The 16,394-nt window shown below is 69.5% G+C and carries 20 protein-coding genes; 16 read left to right on the top strand and 4 right to left on the bottom strand.

Annotation, left to right across the window (positions count from 1 at the left end):
* Window positions 1–13: 13 nt before the first annotated feature.
* Window positions 14–532, bottom strand: coding sequence for a SigE family RNA polymerase sigma factor (locus JHN45_RS29505; protein WP_200712528.1), 519 nt, complete (start codon window positions 530–532; stop codon window positions 14–16).
* 368 nt (window positions 533–900) lie between these two features.
* Between JHN45_RS29505 and JHN45_RS53255 the strand changes: the two genes are divergently transcribed.
* Window positions 901–1,137 carry an antitoxin gene (locus tag JHN45_RS53255; RefSeq protein WP_307783219.1) on the top strand — a complete coding sequence of 79 codons (237 nt, stop codon included), beginning with the start codon at window positions 901–903 and terminating at the stop codon, window positions 1,135–1,137.
* 62 nt (window positions 1,138–1,199) lie between these two features.
* On the opposite strand, the gene JHN45_RS29495 is transcribed toward JHN45_RS53255, so the two are convergent.
* A complete protein-coding gene (locus JHN45_RS29495) occupies window positions 1,200–2,888 on the bottom strand; it encodes a chitinase (RefSeq protein WP_201051547.1) in 1,689 nt (562 codons plus the stop codon).
* Between the two features lie 379 nt (window positions 2,889–3,267).
* Between JHN45_RS29495 and JHN45_RS29490 the strand changes: the two genes are divergently transcribed.
* From JHN45_RS29490 to JHN45_RS29455, 8 genes are all read left to right on the top strand, one after another.
* Entirely contained in the window at window positions 3,268–4,077 is an 810-nt protein-coding gene (locus tag JHN45_RS29490; RefSeq protein ID WP_236584256.1) for a hypothetical protein, read from the top strand.
* Window positions 4,078–4,199: 122 nt separating this feature from the next.
* Window positions 4,200–4,913: a Flp pilus assembly protein CpaB gene (cpaB, locus tag JHN45_RS29485; protein WP_200712532.1), complete on the top strand. Its 714-nt coding sequence runs from the start codon at window positions 4,200–4,202 to the stop codon at window positions 4,911–4,913.
* A 9-nt stretch (window positions 4,914–4,922) separates the two neighbouring features.
* On the top strand, window positions 4,923–6,173 hold the full coding sequence (locus JHN45_RS29480) for an AAA family ATPase (RefSeq protein ID WP_200712533.1): 1,251 nt from the start codon (window positions 4,923–4,925) through the stop codon (window positions 6,171–6,173).
* 11 nt (window positions 6,174–6,184) lie between these two features.
* Window positions 6,185–6,568 carry a TadE family protein gene (locus JHN45_RS29475; RefSeq protein WP_374192763.1) on the top strand — a complete coding sequence of 128 codons (384 nt, stop codon included), beginning with the start codon at window positions 6,185–6,187 and terminating at the stop codon, window positions 6,566–6,568.
* A gap of 1 nt (window position 6,569) precedes the next feature.
* Entirely contained in the window at window positions 6,570–6,923 is a 354-nt protein-coding gene (locus JHN45_RS29470) for a TadE/TadG family type IV pilus assembly protein (RefSeq protein ID WP_201051542.1), read from the top strand.
* A gap of 86 nt (window positions 6,924–7,009) precedes the next feature.
* Entirely contained in the window at window positions 7,010–8,350 is a 1,341-nt protein-coding gene (locus JHN45_RS29465) for a CpaF family protein (RefSeq protein ID WP_200712536.1), read from the top strand.
* Window positions 8,351–8,361: 11 nt separating this feature from the next.
* Window positions 8,362–9,303 carry a type II secretion system F family protein gene (locus JHN45_RS29460; protein ID WP_200712537.1) on the top strand — a complete coding sequence of 314 codons (942 nt, stop codon included), beginning with the start codon at window positions 8,362–8,364 and terminating at the stop codon, window positions 9,301–9,303.
* Between the two features lie 13 nt (window positions 9,304–9,316).
* Window positions 9,317–10,207: a DUF5936 domain-containing protein gene (locus tag JHN45_RS29455; protein ID WP_200712538.1), complete on the top strand. Its 891-nt coding sequence runs from the start codon at window positions 9,317–9,319 to the stop codon at window positions 10,205–10,207.
* Here JHN45_RS29455 and JHN45_RS54450 read toward each other — a convergent pair.
* Window positions 10,194–10,526: a hypothetical protein gene (locus JHN45_RS54450; protein WP_201051541.1), complete on the bottom strand. Its 333-nt coding sequence runs from the start codon at window positions 10,524–10,526 to the stop codon at window positions 10,194–10,196. The two genes, JHN45_RS29455 and JHN45_RS54450, sit on opposite strands and share 14 nt — an antisense overlap.
* On the opposite strand from JHN45_RS54450, the gene JHN45_RS29445 reads away from it, so the two are divergent.
* The 6 genes from JHN45_RS29445 to JHN45_RS29420 all read left to right on the top strand — a co-directional run bounded on the left by JHN45_RS29445 (window position 10,429) and on the right by JHN45_RS29420 (window position 15,035).
* Window positions 10,429–11,859: a sensor histidine kinase gene (locus JHN45_RS29445; RefSeq protein ID WP_374195649.1), complete on the top strand. Its 1,431-nt coding sequence runs from the start codon at window positions 10,429–10,431 to the stop codon at window positions 11,857–11,859. The two genes, JHN45_RS54450 and JHN45_RS29445, sit on opposite strands and share 98 nt — an antisense overlap.
* A 66-nt stretch (window positions 11,860–11,925) precedes the next feature.
* A complete protein-coding gene (locus JHN45_RS29440) occupies window positions 11,926–12,795 on the top strand; it encodes a response regulator transcription factor (RefSeq protein WP_201051539.1) in 870 nt (289 codons plus the stop codon).
* Window positions 12,796–12,943: 148 nt separating this feature from the next.
* Window positions 12,944–13,177 carry a Flp family type IVb pilin gene (locus JHN45_RS29435; protein ID WP_200717293.1) on the top strand — a complete coding sequence of 78 codons (234 nt, stop codon included), beginning with the start codon at window positions 12,944–12,946 and terminating at the stop codon, window positions 13,175–13,177.
* Window positions 13,174–13,776 (top strand): pilus assembly protein TadG-related protein, encoded by a 603-nt coding sequence (locus JHN45_RS29430; protein WP_200717295.1) that lies wholly within the window; start codon window positions 13,174–13,176, stop codon window positions 13,774–13,776. The genes JHN45_RS29435 and JHN45_RS29430 overlap by 4 nt, the downstream gene beginning before the upstream one ends.
* A gap of 34 nt (window positions 13,777–13,810) precedes the next feature.
* On the top strand, window positions 13,811–14,392 hold the full coding sequence (locus tag JHN45_RS29425) for a hypothetical protein (RefSeq protein ID WP_201051537.1): 582 nt from the start codon (window positions 13,811–13,813) through the stop codon (window positions 14,390–14,392).
* Window positions 14,393–14,447: 55 nt separating this feature from the next.
* Window positions 14,448–15,035: an OmpA family protein gene (locus tag JHN45_RS29420; RefSeq protein WP_234469816.1), complete on the top strand. Its 588-nt coding sequence runs from the start codon at window positions 14,448–14,450 to the stop codon at window positions 15,033–15,035.
* A 27-nt stretch (window positions 15,036–15,062) separates the two neighbouring features.
* On the opposite strand, the gene JHN45_RS29415 is transcribed toward JHN45_RS29420, so the two are convergent.
* Complete coding sequence (locus JHN45_RS29415) at window positions 15,063–15,575, bottom strand: hypothetical protein (protein WP_200717290.1); 513 nt, start codon at window positions 15,573–15,575, stop codon at window positions 15,063–15,065.
* 161 nt (window positions 15,576–15,736) lie between these two features.
* On the opposite strand from JHN45_RS29415, the gene JHN45_RS29410 reads away from it, so the two are divergent.
* A partial coding sequence (locus tag JHN45_RS29410) for a Flp family type IVb pilin (RefSeq protein ID WP_374195648.1) occupies window positions 15,737–16,394 on the top strand: 658 nt, incomplete at its 3' end.

Genomic DNA, 16,394 nt, shown 5'->3' with positions numbered 1-16,394 from the left:
ATGTGCGGGGAGGTCAGGGGCGGGCGTACTCGTCGAGGTTCTCGCCGAGGAGTTCCCGCAGCCGCCCCAGCGCGCGGACGCAGCGGGTGCGTACGGCGGCCGAGCTGACGTGCATGACGTCGGCGGTCTCCTCGACGGACCGGTCCTCCCAGTAGCGCAGGACGACCACGGCACGGTCCTTCGCGGGCAGCCGGGACAGGGCCTGGAGCAGGGTCAGCCGCAGGGGTGTGTCACCGGCGGCGCCGCCGGGGTCGGGCCGGTCGGGCAGTACGTCGGTGGCGCGCTCGGTGCTGCTGCGGCGCCGCTGGTGGGCGAGGTACGTACGGGTGAGCACGGTCTGCGCGTACCCGGCGGGGTTGCCGATCCGGGACATCCGACCCCAGCCGACGTACAGCTTGCCGAGGGTCTCCTGCACCAGGTCCTCGGCGAGATGCGTGTCCCCGGCGGTCAGCAGACAGGCGGACCGATAGAGATGCCCGGCGCGTGCGGCGGCGAACTCCGCGTACTCGTCGGCGCGTCCCTGTCGTCTCATACCGTTTCCCCCTGCCCCCGCGGGCTGTTGCCCGCACCGCCCTCACTTCATTGATGCGGTGGACCCACAGGAATGTTTCAGACGGGGCGGGTCAGCGCACGGAGAGCCGTACGGCATCGGCGGCCGGCGGCGCGGTCGGCATCTCGTCGGTGCCCCAGGCGTACTCCAGAGCCGCCGGGGTGGCGCCTTCGTCGGTCCACACCGGCAACTCGCCCAAGGGCCCGTGCGACGCGACCGCGCCCCGAACACGCCCGCCCCGCGCCTCCGTCCGCCGGGGCGGTTGCGCCGGGGCCACCTTGTCCTGCGGGGCCTGTCGTGAGGACCATGTCCCTGACCGGGCAACGCCGTTGCAACGAGGGGGATCCGCCGTGTTCGACAACCTGGGAGACCTGGGGAAGCTCAAGGACAAGGCCGAGGAGATCGCCGAGGAGCACGGGGACACGATCTCCGACGGGCTGGAGAAGGCCGGTGAGTTCGTCGACGAGAAGACGGACGGCAAGCACAGCGAGCAGATCGACGGCGCGGTCGACAAGGCGCAGGGGCTGCTGGACCGGCTCGCCGAGAGCGCGCGTGACGCCGACGGCAAGGACCGGTCGGCGGGCTAGAGCAGAAGCGGGGGAGTGCGACCGGGCTGCCCGGTCGCACTCCCCCCGTTCAACACGATCCGCTACGGCAGCGCGTGCACATGCGCTCCCACCGAGTTCGACCATGAACTGCCCGCCGCCGCGTCCCAGTTCGTGGACCAGGTCATCGCGCCCCGGAGGTCGGGGTAGGTCTTCGACGGCTTGAAGGTGCCGCAGTTGGTGCCGGCCGTCAGGCAGTCGAGGGCGTTGTTCACGATGGTGGGGGAGACGTAGCCGCTGCCCGCCGCGCTGGTGGAGGCCGGGAGGCCGAGGCCCACCTGGGACGGGGACAGGCCGCCCTGGAGCTGGATGCAGGCGAGGGCGGTCAGGAAGTCGACCGTGCCCTGGCCGTAGACCTTGCCGTCGCAGCCGAGCATCGTGCCGCTGTTGTAGTACTGCATGTTGACGACCGTGAGGATGTCCTTGATGTTCAGCGCGGTCTGGAAGTACGCGTTCGACGTCGACTGCATGTCGATGGTCTGGGGCGCCATCGTGATGATGAGGGACGAGCCCGCCTTCGACGACAGTGACCTCAACGCCTGTGTCATGTAGGTCGCGTTGATGCCGTTCTCCAGGTCGATGTCGACGCCGTCGAAGCCGTACGTCTGCATCAGGGAGTAGACCGAGTTGGCGAAGTTCGTCGCCGACGTCGAGTCGCTGACCGAGATCGTGCCGTTCTGGCCGCCGATCGAGATGATCACCTTCTTGCCGGCCGCGTGCTTGGCCGCGATGTCCGCCTTGAACTGGTCGACCGTGTAGCCGCCGAGGCCGGACGAGTCGAGCGTGAAGGAGACCCCGCCCGGGGTCGAGGTGGCGTCCGCGAAGGCCACCGCGATGATGTCGTACTGGGAGGAGACGGCCGAGAGCTTCTGGACGGTCGCGCCGTTGTTGAAGTTCTGCCAGTAGCCGGTCACCGCGTGCTTCGGCAGGGTCCCGCCGCCACCCCCGCCGGTCGCCGTCGTCGTGCCCGTGACCGCCGTCGACTTCCCTGACTCACCGGCCGAGTTGGTCGCCGTGACCTGGAAGGAGTACGAGGTCGAAGCCGCAAGTCCCGTGATCGTGGCGGACGTTCCCGTCACCGCCGTGACCTTCGTGCCGCTCTGGTAGACGTTGTAGCCCGTGGCTCCCGACACCGCGCTCCACGCGAGGGAGACCGAGGAGGACGTCGTGGAGGACACGGACACGCCCGTCGGGGTCGCCGGGACCGTCGGGGCCGGGTCGCTGCCACCGCCGCCGTCGGGGCCGTAGACCGAGATGTCGTCCGCGTAGTACGCGGCCTGGCCGTACCAGCCGTGGGTGTAGACCGACACGGAGGTCGTCGAGGCACCCGTCGTGAACGTCGTCGACAGCTGCTTCCAGGACGTGGTGTCCGGGGTCCAGGTCGAGACGTCCGTCGTGCCGGTGCCCGTCACGCCGAGGTAGGAGTAGCCGCCCTGGACCCACGCGCTCAGCGTGTACGTCGAGTTGGGCTTGACCGCGACCGACTCGCTGCACTGGGCGTTGTCCTGGCCGGCCGGGGTGCCCTTGAGGGCCGCCGCGCCGCTGTGCACCGGGGACGAGACGGTCGTGCCGCTGCCCGCCGTACAGGTCCAGTTGGTCAGGCCCGACTCGAAGCCGGCGTTCTTGGCGTTGTTGATGTCGGCGGCGGACGCCTGGCCGGTGCCCGCGAAGGAGAGGGCGAGGGCGGCCATGGCGACCCCGGCCCACAGACGTCTGTTCCTGAGTACGGGCATGCCTGGTGCGCGGTCCACTGATGCCTCCGGTGGGGGAGTTGGAGGGGACTGTGACGAACGACGGTGGCCACCGCTGGAGTTCAAGAGTTGGTCCAGACCAATTGCGCTGTCAAGAGGTCCAGACCAACTTCTCCGGCGGCGGATTCGGGGTCCCGGCCACGATCAGCTGCTCGACCTGCCCCGTTTTGGCGTGTTGTGCGCAATGACAGTTGCGGGACAGCTACCGAAACGCTGTTCTCCGGTCACAGGGGCGTGGATACAGTGCTGAGGTAGTCACGCAATGAAGTCGACTCGGCGTACCGGAGTAATACCGGAAAGCCGACAGGCGTGAGACGGGGAGCTGCGCGTGCCAACTGCCATTGCCGTGACCAGCGCCGACATGGCGCTGCCATCACAGGACGAACGAACCCTGCCCGCCGTCGTACTGCGGGACCTGGATCAACGGCCGCTGGACCAGGCGCTGTCGGAGATGCAGACCCTCATCGACCAGCACGGGCATGTCGTCGTCGTGTCCTCGCAGGCCGTCTCCGAGGGCGTCGACCGACGGCTGCACACCATCCGGTCCATCCTGGAAACCGACCGGATCGCCCTGTTCCGTCCGAATCTCCCCCCACTCGGACTCGCCGTCCTGGCCCGCCAGTTGAGGCAGCTCGCGTCCTGCGACCTCAGCCCCGGAGTGCTCGCCTCGGCGGGCCGGCTGCTCACCCACTACATCCACGCCGGTGCCGTCCTCGGCTCGGTCACCAAGCTGGACCGCGTCCCCGTCGGCCTCAAGTCGCACGCCAAGTCCTGGGTGCCCGGCAGCCAGTTCGCGGTGATCGCCCACCCCGAGCCGCAGCTCGTCAGGGTCGGCCCCGGAGTCGCCCTCGCCGGGCCGGAGTTCGGCACCTGGATGCTGGTCGCCAAGGGGCAGCTGCAGTCCGACTGGATCGGCACCACCCTCGCCCCGGCCTGGAACGCGATGGGGCTGCGCGAAGCCACCCTGCCCGCCGAGTCGGCGAGTTGGTGGGGTACGAGCAGGTTGATCGAGTTCTGTACGTATCTGCCCGATCTGTCGGTGCTGTATCAACTGGTCACCTCGGTACGGCAGTCCGTGTGCCATTGGTGCGGTATCGACGTCATCGGCGACCGTTGTGTCTTCTGCTCGGCAACACCGCCGGTTCATGAGAACCAAACGTCGAGCGGATAAGTCATCCCTTCACAGGACACGCTTACAGCACCTGATCCCGCTCGACCCGCCAGACCCGGCTCGATCTCGCTCGATCCGCTCATTTCCGCTCGACCGATATCCCCAATGAGGTTGTACGGTTCATGAACTCCCGTCAGCGCCGCGGCGTGATACTCCTGCTCCTGTCGGTCCTCTGCGCCCTCGGCGCGTTCGCCGGCGTCCTCTCGGTCATCAGCGACGTGAAGTCCAAGGTCGGCCCCGAAGTCGCCGCCTACCAGGTCAAGGACGACGTGGCGCCCTACACGACGCTCTCCGCCGCCCAGTTCAAGAAGATCGAAATGCCCAAGCGGTGGCTGTCGGACAACGCCGTGACCGATCTCCGGCAGATCCAGGGCAAGATCGCGGTGACCACCCTGCGGAGCGGCTCCCTGCTGCAGACCGACATGATCGTGGACCAGCCGGCCCTGCAGCCCGGGCAGCAGGAGGTCGCCATCATGATCGACGCGGCGACCGGCGTCGCCGGCAAGATCACCCCGGGCTCCACGGTCAACGTGTACGCCACCTTCGCGGGCGCGAAAGTGGGCGACCCCGACCAGTCGAAGATCATCGTGACCAACGCGAAGGTCATCGACGTCGGCCACATCACCGCCCTCGACCCGGGCAGCAACAGCGACAAGAACCAGCAGCAGTCCACCAACGCCGTCCCGATCACCTTCGCGCTCTCCACGCTGGACGCCCAGCGCATCACCTACGCCGAGTCGTTCGCCGAGCGGGTGCGGCTGGCACTGGTGGCGCCCGGCACCGATACGACCGTGCCCGAGCAGGACCGGACGTACGAACTCGCGAAGGACAAGTGAGAGGCCCGCATGCCCACCAGGATTCTTCCGGCGGTCGGTGACGCGGACGCCATCCGCGCCATCACGACCCTGCTCAGCCAGCTCCCGGACGCCGACCCGGTGGCCCCGGTGGCCGACTCGACGCAGCTCATCGACACCCTGGCCCGGCTCGCCGCCGAGTCCGTCGACGAGCTGCCCGAGGTCGTGGTGGTGCATGAACGCATCGGTCCCGTCCCGGCGTTGGAGCTGGTCCGCGAAGTCGCCCTGCGCTTCCCCGCGGTGGGCGTCATCCTCGTCACCACCGACGCCAGCCCCGGCCTCTTCCAGGCCGCGATGGACTCCGGCGCCCGCGGCCTGATCGCCCTGCCGCTGAGCTACGAGGAGCTGGCCAACCGGGTCCAGGCCGTCGCCGCCTGGTCCGTGGGCGTACGGCGCCATCTGGGCCACGGCGGCGATGTGTTCACCGGCGTCGGCGGCACCGTCGTCACGGTCAGCGGCGCCAAGGGCGGGGTCGGCGCCACCCTCGCCGCGATCCAGCTCACCCTCGCCGCCCAGACCTCGGGCCGTACCACCGCGCTCGTCGACATGGACCTCCAGACCGGTGACATCGCCTCCTACCTGGACGTCCAGTTCCGCCGCTCGGTCGTCGACCTCGCCGCGATCACCGACATCTCGCCGCGCGTCCTGGCCGACGCCGTCTTCCGCCACGACACCGGGATGGCGCTGCTGCTCGCCCCCGGCGAGGGCGAACGCGGCGAGGAGGTCACCGACCGGGCCGCCCGCCAGATCGTCAGCGCCCTGCGCTCCCGCTACGAGGTCGTCGTCATCGACTGCGGGGCCCAGATGAGCGGCGCGAGCGCGGCGGCCGTCGAAATGGCCGACACCGCCCTGCTGTTCACCACCCCGGACGTGGTCGCCGTACGCGCCGCGAAGCGCACCGTCCGCATGTGGGACCGGCTGCAGATCCGCAAGGCGGAGGAGACCACCATCGTCGTCAACCGGCACACGCGCGGTACGGAGATCCAGCCCGCGCTGATCCAGCGCATCACCGGCACGACGGTCGCGGGCACCGCGATCCCCGCCAACTTCAGGGAACTCCAGGGCGCGGTGGACGCCGGTCGGCTCCATGAACTCGACAACAAGAGCGTGGTCAAGCAGGCCCTCTGGGGTCTCGCGGGCGAACTCGGACTGGTCAAGGTCCCCGAAGGCGCCCAGAAGGGCGGCCGGTCGCGGGGCGGCGGCGATCGCGGCTCGCTGAGCTTCCGGCGTCGTAGGGAGTGAGGGGGATGCGTATGACCGCGCACGGGAGGGACCGGGGCCAGGTCACCATCGAATTCCTCGGCATGACCCCGCTGATCATTCTGACGCTGGTGCTGATGTGGCAGTTCGTGCTGGTGGGGTACACGTACACGCTCGCGGGGAATGCTGCCGACGAGGCGGTGCGGGCGGCGACGGCGGCGGCGCCGGGCGAGCGCCAGGCCGCCTGCGAACAGGCGGGCCTCAGCAAGCTGTCCGCCGCGTGGAGGGGGAACGCCGAGGTGAGGTGCGGGGGTTCGGGCACGGGGTTCGTCACGGCCGACGTCACGCTCGGCGTGCCCGTCCTCTTCCCCGGCTCGATCGCCTTCCCCTTCACGGTGCACGCCCACGCCGGCGCCGTAGAGGAGGCGACGAACTGAGATGTCCCACGACCGCAAGGCGCGCGACCGCGGTCAAGTCGCCATCGAATACCTCGGGTTCATCCCGATCCTGATCCTCGTCACCCTGGCCGCCGTACAACTGGGGCTGATCGCCTACGCCGCGGAGCAGGCGGGGACGGCGGCCAGGGCGGGCGCGCGCAGTGCCTCGCTCCGCCAGGGCTCCCAGCCGGCCTGCAGCGACGCGATCAGCGCCCGGCTCACGGTCACCGGCTGTCCGGCCTCGTTCGGCGGCGACACCGTCACCGTGACCGCCTCCGTCCACATCCCGTCCGTCCTCCTCGGCTACGACTTCGGGGACGCCAGCAAGACCGCCACCATGCCGCTCGACCACTGACACACCTCTACTGACACATCACCACTGACACACCAACCACTGAACGACACGGTTCGACTGAACAAGGAGCGAGGAGCACAGCACTCATGGGTCTGCGGGAACGCGTCAACCATCCCGAGGAGAACGGCCATCGGGGCGAGGAAGGCCACATGGTCGCCTCGTACCGCGCCAAACTCCTGGAGGAGATCGACCTCGCGGAGATGAGCGCGCTGGCCGCCGCCGAGCGACGGGCCCGCCTGGAGCGGGTGCTCGGGCACATCATCAGCCGCGAGGGCCCGGTCCTCTCGACCGTCGAGCGCGCGCAGCTGATCCGCCGGGTCGTCGACGAGGCGCTCGGCCTCGGCATACTCGAACCGCTCCTCGAAGACGCGTCGATCACCGAGATCATGGTGAACGGCCCGGACGCGATCTTCGTCGAACGCGGCGGCCGGGTCGAGCAGTTGCCGCTGCGCTTTCCCTCCCACGACCAGCTGATGCAGACGATCGAGCGGATCGTGTCGACCGTCAACCGCCGTGTGGACGAGTCGAATCCGATGGTCGACGCGCGACTGCCGTCCGGCGAACGCGTCAACGTCGTCATCCCACCCCTGTCGTTGACCGGCGCGACCCTCACGATCCGCCGCTTCCCGCGCTCCTTCACGCTCCAGGAGATGGTCGGCTTCGGCTCGCTGGACGAGCACATGCTGTACCTGCTCGCGGGTTTGGTGCACGCCAAGTTCAACATCATCGTGTCGGGCGCCACCGGCACCGGCAAGACGACCCTCCTCAACGCCCTCTCCGGCCTGATCCCGGAGACCGAACGCATCATCACCATCGAGGACTCCGCCGAACTCCAGCTCCAGCAGTCCCACGTGATCCGTCTGGAGGCCCGCCCCCCGAACGTCGAGGGCAAGGGCCAGGTCACCATCCGCGACCTGGTCCGCAACTCGCTGCGCATGCGCCCCGACCGCATCGTCGTAGGAGAGGTCCGCGGCGGCGAGTCCCTCGACATGCTCCAGGCGATGTCCACCGGCCACGACGGCTCCCTCGCCACCGTCCACGCCAACAGCGCGGAGGACGCGCTGATGCGCCTCAAGACACTCGCGTCCATGTCCGAGGTGGAGATCCCCTTCGAGGCGCTGCACGACCAGATCAACAGCGCGATCGACGTCATCATCCAGCTCACCCGCTTCGCCGACGGCGCCCGCCGCATCACCGAGATCGCCCTCCTCGACAGCCACGGCAGCGAGCCGTACCGCCTCGCGACGGTCGCCCGCTTCAGCCCGCAGCCCATCGCCGCCGACGGCCGGATCTACGGCGTCTTCGAGTACTTCCCGCTCTCGCGCCGCACCGCCGACCGCCTCTACATGGCGAGCCAGCCCCTGCCGCAGGCCTTCGGCGTCGCCCAGAGCACGGAACACCTAGCCCTCAGAGAAGCCAGTAGGTAGGGACCGACCCCATGGATCTCCAGACGATCGTCACGCTCACCACCGGCGTCACCCTGCTGACCTGCGTCCTGGGTGTCGCCGGCGTGCACGCCTACGCCACGGGCAGGGCGCAGCGCGCGGCCCTGGTCGACCGGCTGTCGTCGACCGGACAGATCCCGCTCGGCCGCCCCCGCCGCTTCCGCAACCTGGACCGCCGGCTGCGCCGCACCCGCCTCGGCCGCAAGCTCGAACTGCGCCTTTCGGCAACGGGGTTGGACATGACGCCGGGCGAGTTCTTCGTCTACATGCTGGCCACGGTGGCCGCCCTCTGGCTGATCGGGCAGGCCGCCCTGGCGCCCTTCTTCGGCCCGATCGCGGGGCTGTTGGGCATCGGCGTGGCGATCCAGTTCCTCAACTGGCAGCGCCAGAAACGCATCGAGAAGTTCATCAACCAACTCCCCGAACTGGCCCGCATCATGGCCAACGCCACCCACGCCGGCCTCGCCCTGCGCACCTCGATCAGTATGGCGGCGGAGGAGCTGGAGGCACCGGCCGGGGAGGAACTCGCCAAGGTGGCCAACCAGTTGGCGGTCGGCGCGTCGATGGACGACGCGCTGAGCGAGCTGGCGGACCGCCTCCCGTCCCGCGAACTCGTCGTCCTCGTAACGACGTTGGTGCTCTCGAACAGAGCCGGCGGCCAGGTGGTCAGCGCCCTGCGCAACCTCACCGAGACCCTGGAGGAGCGCAAGGAGACCCGCCGCGAGGTCCGCACCCAGCTCTCCCAGGTCAACATGACGGCGTACGCCGTTCCGGTGATGGGCGTGGGCGCCCTCTTCCTGATGGACGGCGTGAAACCCGGCGCCCTGGACCGGATGACGGGCTCCCCGATCGGCCAGGCCTGCGTGATCATCGCCTTCGGGCTGTACGTGGTCGGCTTCGTCCTCATCCGCCGCCTGTCCCGCATCGACGTCTGAGAGGAGGGACCCGATGACGGCACTCGTCCTCGGACTGGTCATGGGCCTCAGCGTGTGGGGCATCTTCGCCGGCATCCGCATGTACCGCGCGGACGCCAAACTCCCCAGCGACCTGGTCCTGGCCCTGGAGGTCGGCGCGACCCGCACCGGCGCGGTCGACTCCGTCGTGGACCGCCTCGGCATGCGCTACGCCCCGACGGTCCTGCGCCTGATGGGCCCCAAGCAGGTCGCCAAGTACCGCCGCAAGATCGACCTCGCGGGCAACCCCGGCGGCCTGACCATCGACCGCTACGCGGCCCGGCGGGCGGTCTACGGCTTCCTGGGCGGCTTCGGCGGCCTGATCTTCCTGCTCAAGGGCAACTACCTCCTCGCCATCATCCTGTTCGCCTTCGGCGCGTTCTGGACGGAGGTCGGCATCTGGTCGGCGATCCGCATCCGCAAGGACGTGATCGAACGGACCCTGCCCGACTTCCTGGACGTGCTCGCGGTGGTGGTCAGCGCGGGGTTGGGCTTCCGCCAGGCGCTCGACCGGGTGGCGTCGAAATACGAAGGCCCCTGGGCGGACGAACTCCGCATCACGCTCAGGCAGATGGACCTGGGCATGAGCCGCCGCGCGGCCTTCGCGGAACTGCGCCGCCGCAACGACAGCGAGCAGGTCGCCATGTTCGTCACGGCGTTGCAGCAGGGCGAGGAGCTGGGCGCGCCGATCGTCGACACACTGGTCGCCCTGGCGAAGGACATGCGCCGCACGGACGCGCAGAACGCGCGCAGGAAGGCGGCTCGCGCGGTCCCCAAGGCCACGATGATGATCACCACGTTCATGGTCCCGGCCACGATGCTGCTCCTCGGCGCGGGCCTCCTCCTGGGCTCCGGCACGGACTTCAGCACGATCACGGGCAAGTAGGGGACGGGGGCGACGGGCGGATGGCGACGACGGAGGAACGCACGGGACGACTACGACGACGCCAGAAGCCGGCGGAGATCACGACACCGCCGGCGGGGACGGTCCTTCCGGACGACGTCCGGTCCGGGGCGACGGACATACCGGTCACGACGGTGACGCCGGCGCTGCCACCGGGGTGGACGCCGGTGGGGCCGACGGGTCCGGGGGGTCCGGGGGCGAGGCTGACCGGGGTACCGACGCAGCCGCGGCCGGGGCCGGGGCCGACGGTGTCGGGGATGCCGAAGGCGACCCGGCCGACCGGCGACGGACGGATGGCCACCGACGGCGAGGACGCCCCACAGGGGCCACCCGCACCCGACAACGAAAGTGGTACGGGTGGTACGGGTGGTGCAGGTGGGAGCAAGATCCCGGCCGAAGGCCGGAGCGTGGCTCTCCCCATCCAGATCAGCGCCCTACAGGCAATGTGCCGGCAGGTCTTCGGCTTCCGCCTCGCGATGATCGCCCTCGCCGCCCCCTCCGCCCTCCTCAACGCCAACCCCGGCGTAGCCACCCGCCTCGTAGGCGCAGCCGTCGTCGTCACCTTCATGGCCTCCTACGTCCTGTTCAGGGACTGGGAACGCTTCGGCCCCCTCCTCCTGCGCCACCCCTCCCTCCTCGCCCTGGACACCCTCTTCGCCGCCCTGCTCCTCATCTCCGCCGGCCCCACCAGCACCCTCGCCTACGTCAGCGTCTGTACCCCCCTGCTCGCCGGCATCGTCTACGGCTGGCGAGGCGCCGGCTGCTTCGCCGGTCTCCAGGCGGTGATCCTGCTCCTGGCCCAGACGGCAGCGGCCGACGCCCACCGAGGCGTCGCGGAAGCCTCGTTGCTCCCCGGCCTGTGCGTGATCGCAGGCGCGGTGGGAGTGACCCTGCGCAACCTGATGCTCCGCTTCGGCGAAGCCACGACGGCGTTGACGACGGTCCAGGCGAGATTGGCCGTGACGGAGGCGGTGGGTGCCGAACGGGCCCGGCTGGCCCGCGAGTTGCACGACTCCGTGGCGAAGACCCTGCACGGCGTGGCGCTCGCGGCGGACGGCCTGGTCGGCTCGGCGGGCGCGGACCGCATGGACCCGGTCCTGGTGAAACAGCAGGCGGAACTGGTGGCCCGCTCGGCACGCCGGGCCGCCGCGGAATCCCGCGAACTCCTGGCGGACCTGCGACGCGAGTCCGACCCGGACGAGGGCACGGACGTACTGGTCGAACTGGCCGCCCGCACAAGGGACTTCAGCACCAGAACCGGCCTGCCGACGACCTACCGCCCCACCGGCGAACACGGCGTACCGCCGGTCCCGCCCGCCGTCGCCCGCCAACTCCTCACCATCGCGACGGAGGCGATGGAGAACGCCCACCGCCACGGGGCGCCCACCAAGGTCGACGTACGGGCCGGAGTCCACGACAGCCTGCTCCGCATCAGCGTCTACGACGACGGCCGCGGCCTGCCTCCCGGCACGACCCTCGAACAGCTGCGCAGGGCGGGCCACTTCGGCCTGGTCGGCATGGTGGAGCGGGCGGCGTCGGTGGGCGCCCGCATCCGTATCGGCCGGGGCGACCACCCCAAGGGCACGGAAGTCCGCCTGGAACTCCCGCTGGACGCCCTGACCGCGAAGACGTAACCACAACGCACGCCTACGACGCCTATTACTACGCCTACGACTACGACGACCCGAGAGGAGGCAGCCATGCCGGACCACATGACGCCCCACCCCGGCGCGCCGCAGCCGACCCCGTTCCCCGACTTCCCCCAGCCCGCTCCGACTTCGGTTCTCCGGGTCGTGGTGGCCGACGACAACCCGGTGGTCCGGGCCGGCCTGACGGCACTGCTGTCGGGCCGCGCGGACATCACGGTCGTGGCGGAGGCGACGGACGGCCGCGAGGCCTACGAGGCGGCCCGGTCGCACCGCCCCGACGTGGTCCTGCTGGACGTACGCATGCCGGGAGTGGACGGCATCTCCGCGCTTCCCTACCTGGTGGGCATCGCGCCGGTCGTGATGCTCACGTACAGCAGGGAGTCGGAGATAGTCCAGGAGGCGCTGCGCCGAGGGGCGGGCGGTTATCTGGTCCACGGCGAGTTCACGGCGGACGAACTGGTGGCCGCCGTAAGGGACATCAAGCAGGGCAGGGCACACTTCACGCCGTCGGCGGCGGGGGCGCTGCTGGCCCAGCTGCGACAGGAGCGGACGGGACCGGCGCTGCCCGAGGGCCTGGGCTCGTACGAGCATCAACTGAGTGCGAATGCACACGGATTCGGGACCTCTACTGCCCCTGTTTCGCGAAGTTCTTCGGAAAACCTTTCGCAACTGCAACCGAATGTGGGACAGTTGGCGTCGGACAGGTCACGGTTCCAACTGAGCGCGAGGGAGGCGGAGATCATGGACCACATCGCGTCCGGCATGACCAACCAGCAGATCGCCGCCACCTGCTTCATCTCCGAGAAGACCGTCAAGAACCACATCAACCGCATCTTCGCCAAACTCCACAGCACCAGCCGCTCCGAGGCCGCCGCCAAGTGGCTCGGCACGGCACCGGGCTCGACACGAGGGCTGGGGTGAACCGCGGTGAACGGTCGGGACTCCGATTGGGCCCGGGATTGGGCCCTGGGACCCTCTGACACAAGGGGAGTTCAGGCATACGGTTCTCCTGTCGAAAGCGCCGCCGGCGACGAGGAAGCCGGTAACGCGTCACTCGGAGGGGAACACCATGAGCGACCTGATGCTGAAGACCGCCGTCGCGACCAAGGTCCGCGTGAACAACTGGAAGAACACGACCGTCGCGGCCGTTCGACGCCGCGCCGGCGACGAGGGGCAGACCGCGGTGGAGTACCTGGGCATCATCGCGGTGGTCGTGGCGATCGTGCTGGCCATCACGGGTACCAGCATCGGTACGACGATCATGACGAAGATCACCGGTCTGATCAACCAGGTCGGCGGCTGACACGACCGCGCCGATACGGAGACGCAGGGCAGGCCTTCCCCATCTACATCACGGTGGTGGGGGGTCTGCTCTTCCTTGCGTTGGCGTACTTCGCGGTCGGCCAGGCCACGGTGAACCGGAGCGGCGCCCAGACGGCCGCGGACGCGGCGGCGCTCGCGGCGGCACAGGACACCCGTAAGCAACTCGCGGACGAGTGGGTCACCGACATACTCGACCCCACCAAGTGGCAGGACGTCTTCGACGGCAAGGGCGTGGACTTCGACGGGTGCGGACGGGCCGACCAGCTCGCGGCCCAGAACGACGCCGACGTGCTGGGGTGCGATCCGAACGCCTTCCGCATGCGCTACGACGTCGATGTGCAGACCAGGAAGACGATGGGAAAGTCCATCGTCCCCGTCACGGAGGGCAAGAAGTCGAAGGCCTCCGCCGCGGCGGTCATCGAGCCGCTCTGCACCTTCGAACTCCCCGGCGCGGGCTCCGGGGACACCGTGCTGCCACAACTCACCTGCAAGGACGGCAGGAACTGGGACGTGGACCCGACCGACCCCACCGGTCTCCCGGGACCCGCGGACCTCTTCGACGTCCATCTGGCCGACTGACAAGCGAACGACGAGTGACGAAGGAAGCAGAGCGATGAGCATTCGGTTCACTGCGCAGGCCCGCAGGGGGATGGTCGCGTTGACCGTTGCGGCCGGTCTGGCCCTCGGGGTGGCCGGCTGCGGCGGGAGCGGGAACGACGCGAAGAAGCCCGACACTTCGGCGTCCCCCTCGAAGACCAGTGGATCCCGGCCGAGTGCTCAGGAGGGGCAGTCCCAGGCACCTCTGGCCGAACTCACCGGCCCGGACGGGCTGTTGCTCCAGATCACCTCAGCCACTCGCGATTCGGGCGGTTTCCTCACCGTGAACGGCGTCATGAAGAACGACGGCGACAAGTCCGTGGCGATTCCTGTGGCGTTGCGCGGCGACGAGACCGAGATCCTGCGGCACGGCACGTCGCTCGGTGGCGCGACCCTCGTGGACTCCACGGCGAAGAAGCGCTACTACGTGCTGCGTGACACGGACGGCCGGCCGCTGACGACGACGGACTTCGGGTCTCTCAACGCGGGGCAGACCCTCCCGGTCTTCATGCAGTTCCCGTCGCCGCCGTCGACCACGTCCGAAGTCACCCTGCAACTGCCCACTTTCGCCAGTGGCACCATCAAGATCTCCGGATGAGGCGACAGTGACCACCACTCCCCGTCTCCCTCTCGTCGTGGCCGCCGCCACGCTCATGGTCGCCGCGAACATCGTCGGCGCGGTCGCGGCCCACGCCGACGACACCCCGAGCCCGAGCGTCCCGCCGGGCACCGAGGCCTCCGCCTCCGCCCCGGTGCAGGTCGACCCCAACGACCCCGACCTGAAGCTCCCCGAGGGCGCCACGCTCGCCACCCCCAAGGTCCTGGACATCAAGTCCGTCGTGGAGGACCAGGGCGGCGAGGAACGCCGCGAGGACACCAACTCCGACGTGACCTTCGCCCTCCAGGCCGAAGTCCTCTTCAGCAAGGACAGCGCGAAGCTGAGCGCCGCGGCGAAGTCCCGTATCGACGCGATCGCCGCGGAGATCAAGAAGCAGAACGCGACCACGGTCCGCGTCTTCGGCTTCACCGACAACCTCGGCTCCTCCGCCCACGGCGACGTCCTCTCCAAACAGCGTGCCGACGCCGTACAGGCCGTCCTGGACGCGGACCTGAACGACCCGAACATCACCTTCGAAGTACGCGGCTACGGCGAGCAGTACCCGATCGCCGACAACTCCACGGAAGCCGGCCGCAAGAAGAACCGCAGGGTCGAGGTGACCTTCCCGCGCACGGAGAGCTGACCGATTCCCACGCCTCTTCCTCCGACCTCACAGCTTGCCGAAGACCACTCCGCGCCAGGTCCAACCGGACCCGAGCACGGTGTCGCGCAGGGGCTCGCGCATGTCGGCGCTGTCGAAGCGGAAGGTCTCCGTCGCCTCAAGGTGACCGTCGGCGCCACGGCCGACGGTCCAGCGACGGCTGACGGTCCGACTGGGCCCGCGTGTGTACTCCGAGGTCGTCTGGAGCCTGGTCGGAGTACCGACCCGGCTCAGCTCCCACTGTTCCTCAAGGGCGCGTACCTCGTGCTCCTTGTGGTCCAGGCGCATCCGGATCCGGACGGCGTGACTGATCTCGGAGCGGACGAAGACCTGCTGCCAGGCCGGTTCGGCCAACCGCCACTCCGCGAGCAGATCGCACCCCTCACCGCCGCCGTAACGGACGACGTAGGGAACCTCGGCCCGGTTGAGCCCGAGCAGCGCCTCCCGCAAGTCCTCCCCCGGGACCGGCGACACCCCTTCGGGTGGGTGCTGGGTGCCGGTGAGCTTGTCGAAGAGCCCCATGAGGCCAACCTATGAAGGCCGGGGCAGCGGCGCAAACGCCGTCCCCGCCCGGTACTTGGGTACCGATTTGGGCCCACGGGCCCATCTCGGGCACCCGTCCCGTCCCTAACCTCTGGAAGCTCCAGTGGAGTTGAGTCACAGGCGGCGGGGGACGGGGAGACATGGCCTCGATCGGGGGAACAGGCGCGGGAGTTGGCGGGCGGCACGAGATGCCCGCCCCGCTCGCCACCGCGCTGGTGCTGGTCCACGCGCTCTTCGCGGTCACCGTCGTCGGCGGGCTCGGCGTCCTGCTGACTGCCACCTCGTACGGCACGCTCGACGGCCAGGTCGTCGCGCTCGTCGCCTACGCCGCCGCGCCGGGCGTCCTCGGATGGCGGCTGGCCCGGCGGAGTTGGGAGGGCGGGACCCGGGTCCGGCTCGGACTCGTCGCCGTGCAGGGGTGGTTGATCCTCGGCGGTGTCGTCAACCTCACCTCCGGGTCCGCCCGCGGCGGCCTCCAGCTCTTCCTCCCGATCGTCATCGCGTTCCTCCTGTTCCGCCCGGAGAGCCGGGAGTGGTACGGCCTCGCCGAGCTGGAACGTGTCGAGCGCCGCCCGTTCTCCCTTGCGCGGTTGATCCGTTGGCGCCGGGACGAGGGGCAGACGGCGGTGGAGTACGCCGGTTTCATCGCCATCGTCGCCGCCGTCATCACCGCTCTGCTGGTCACCGGCCTCGGCACCCAGATCTTCGGCGGCATCCAGTCGGAGGTCTGCAAGGTCACCGGCACGGGCTGCGGCACCACCACAACAACCACAACCACCCAGACCGACACAACGGGCG

It is taken from the genome of Streptomyces sp. MBT53 (assembly GCF_016654115.1).
In the GTDB taxonomy this organism is placed as follows: Bacteria; Actinomycetota; Actinomycetes; order Streptomycetales; family Streptomycetaceae; genus Streptomyces.
Note: the sequence above shows the minus strand (reverse complement) of the source record. Positions and strands in the feature narration are given on the sequence as shown.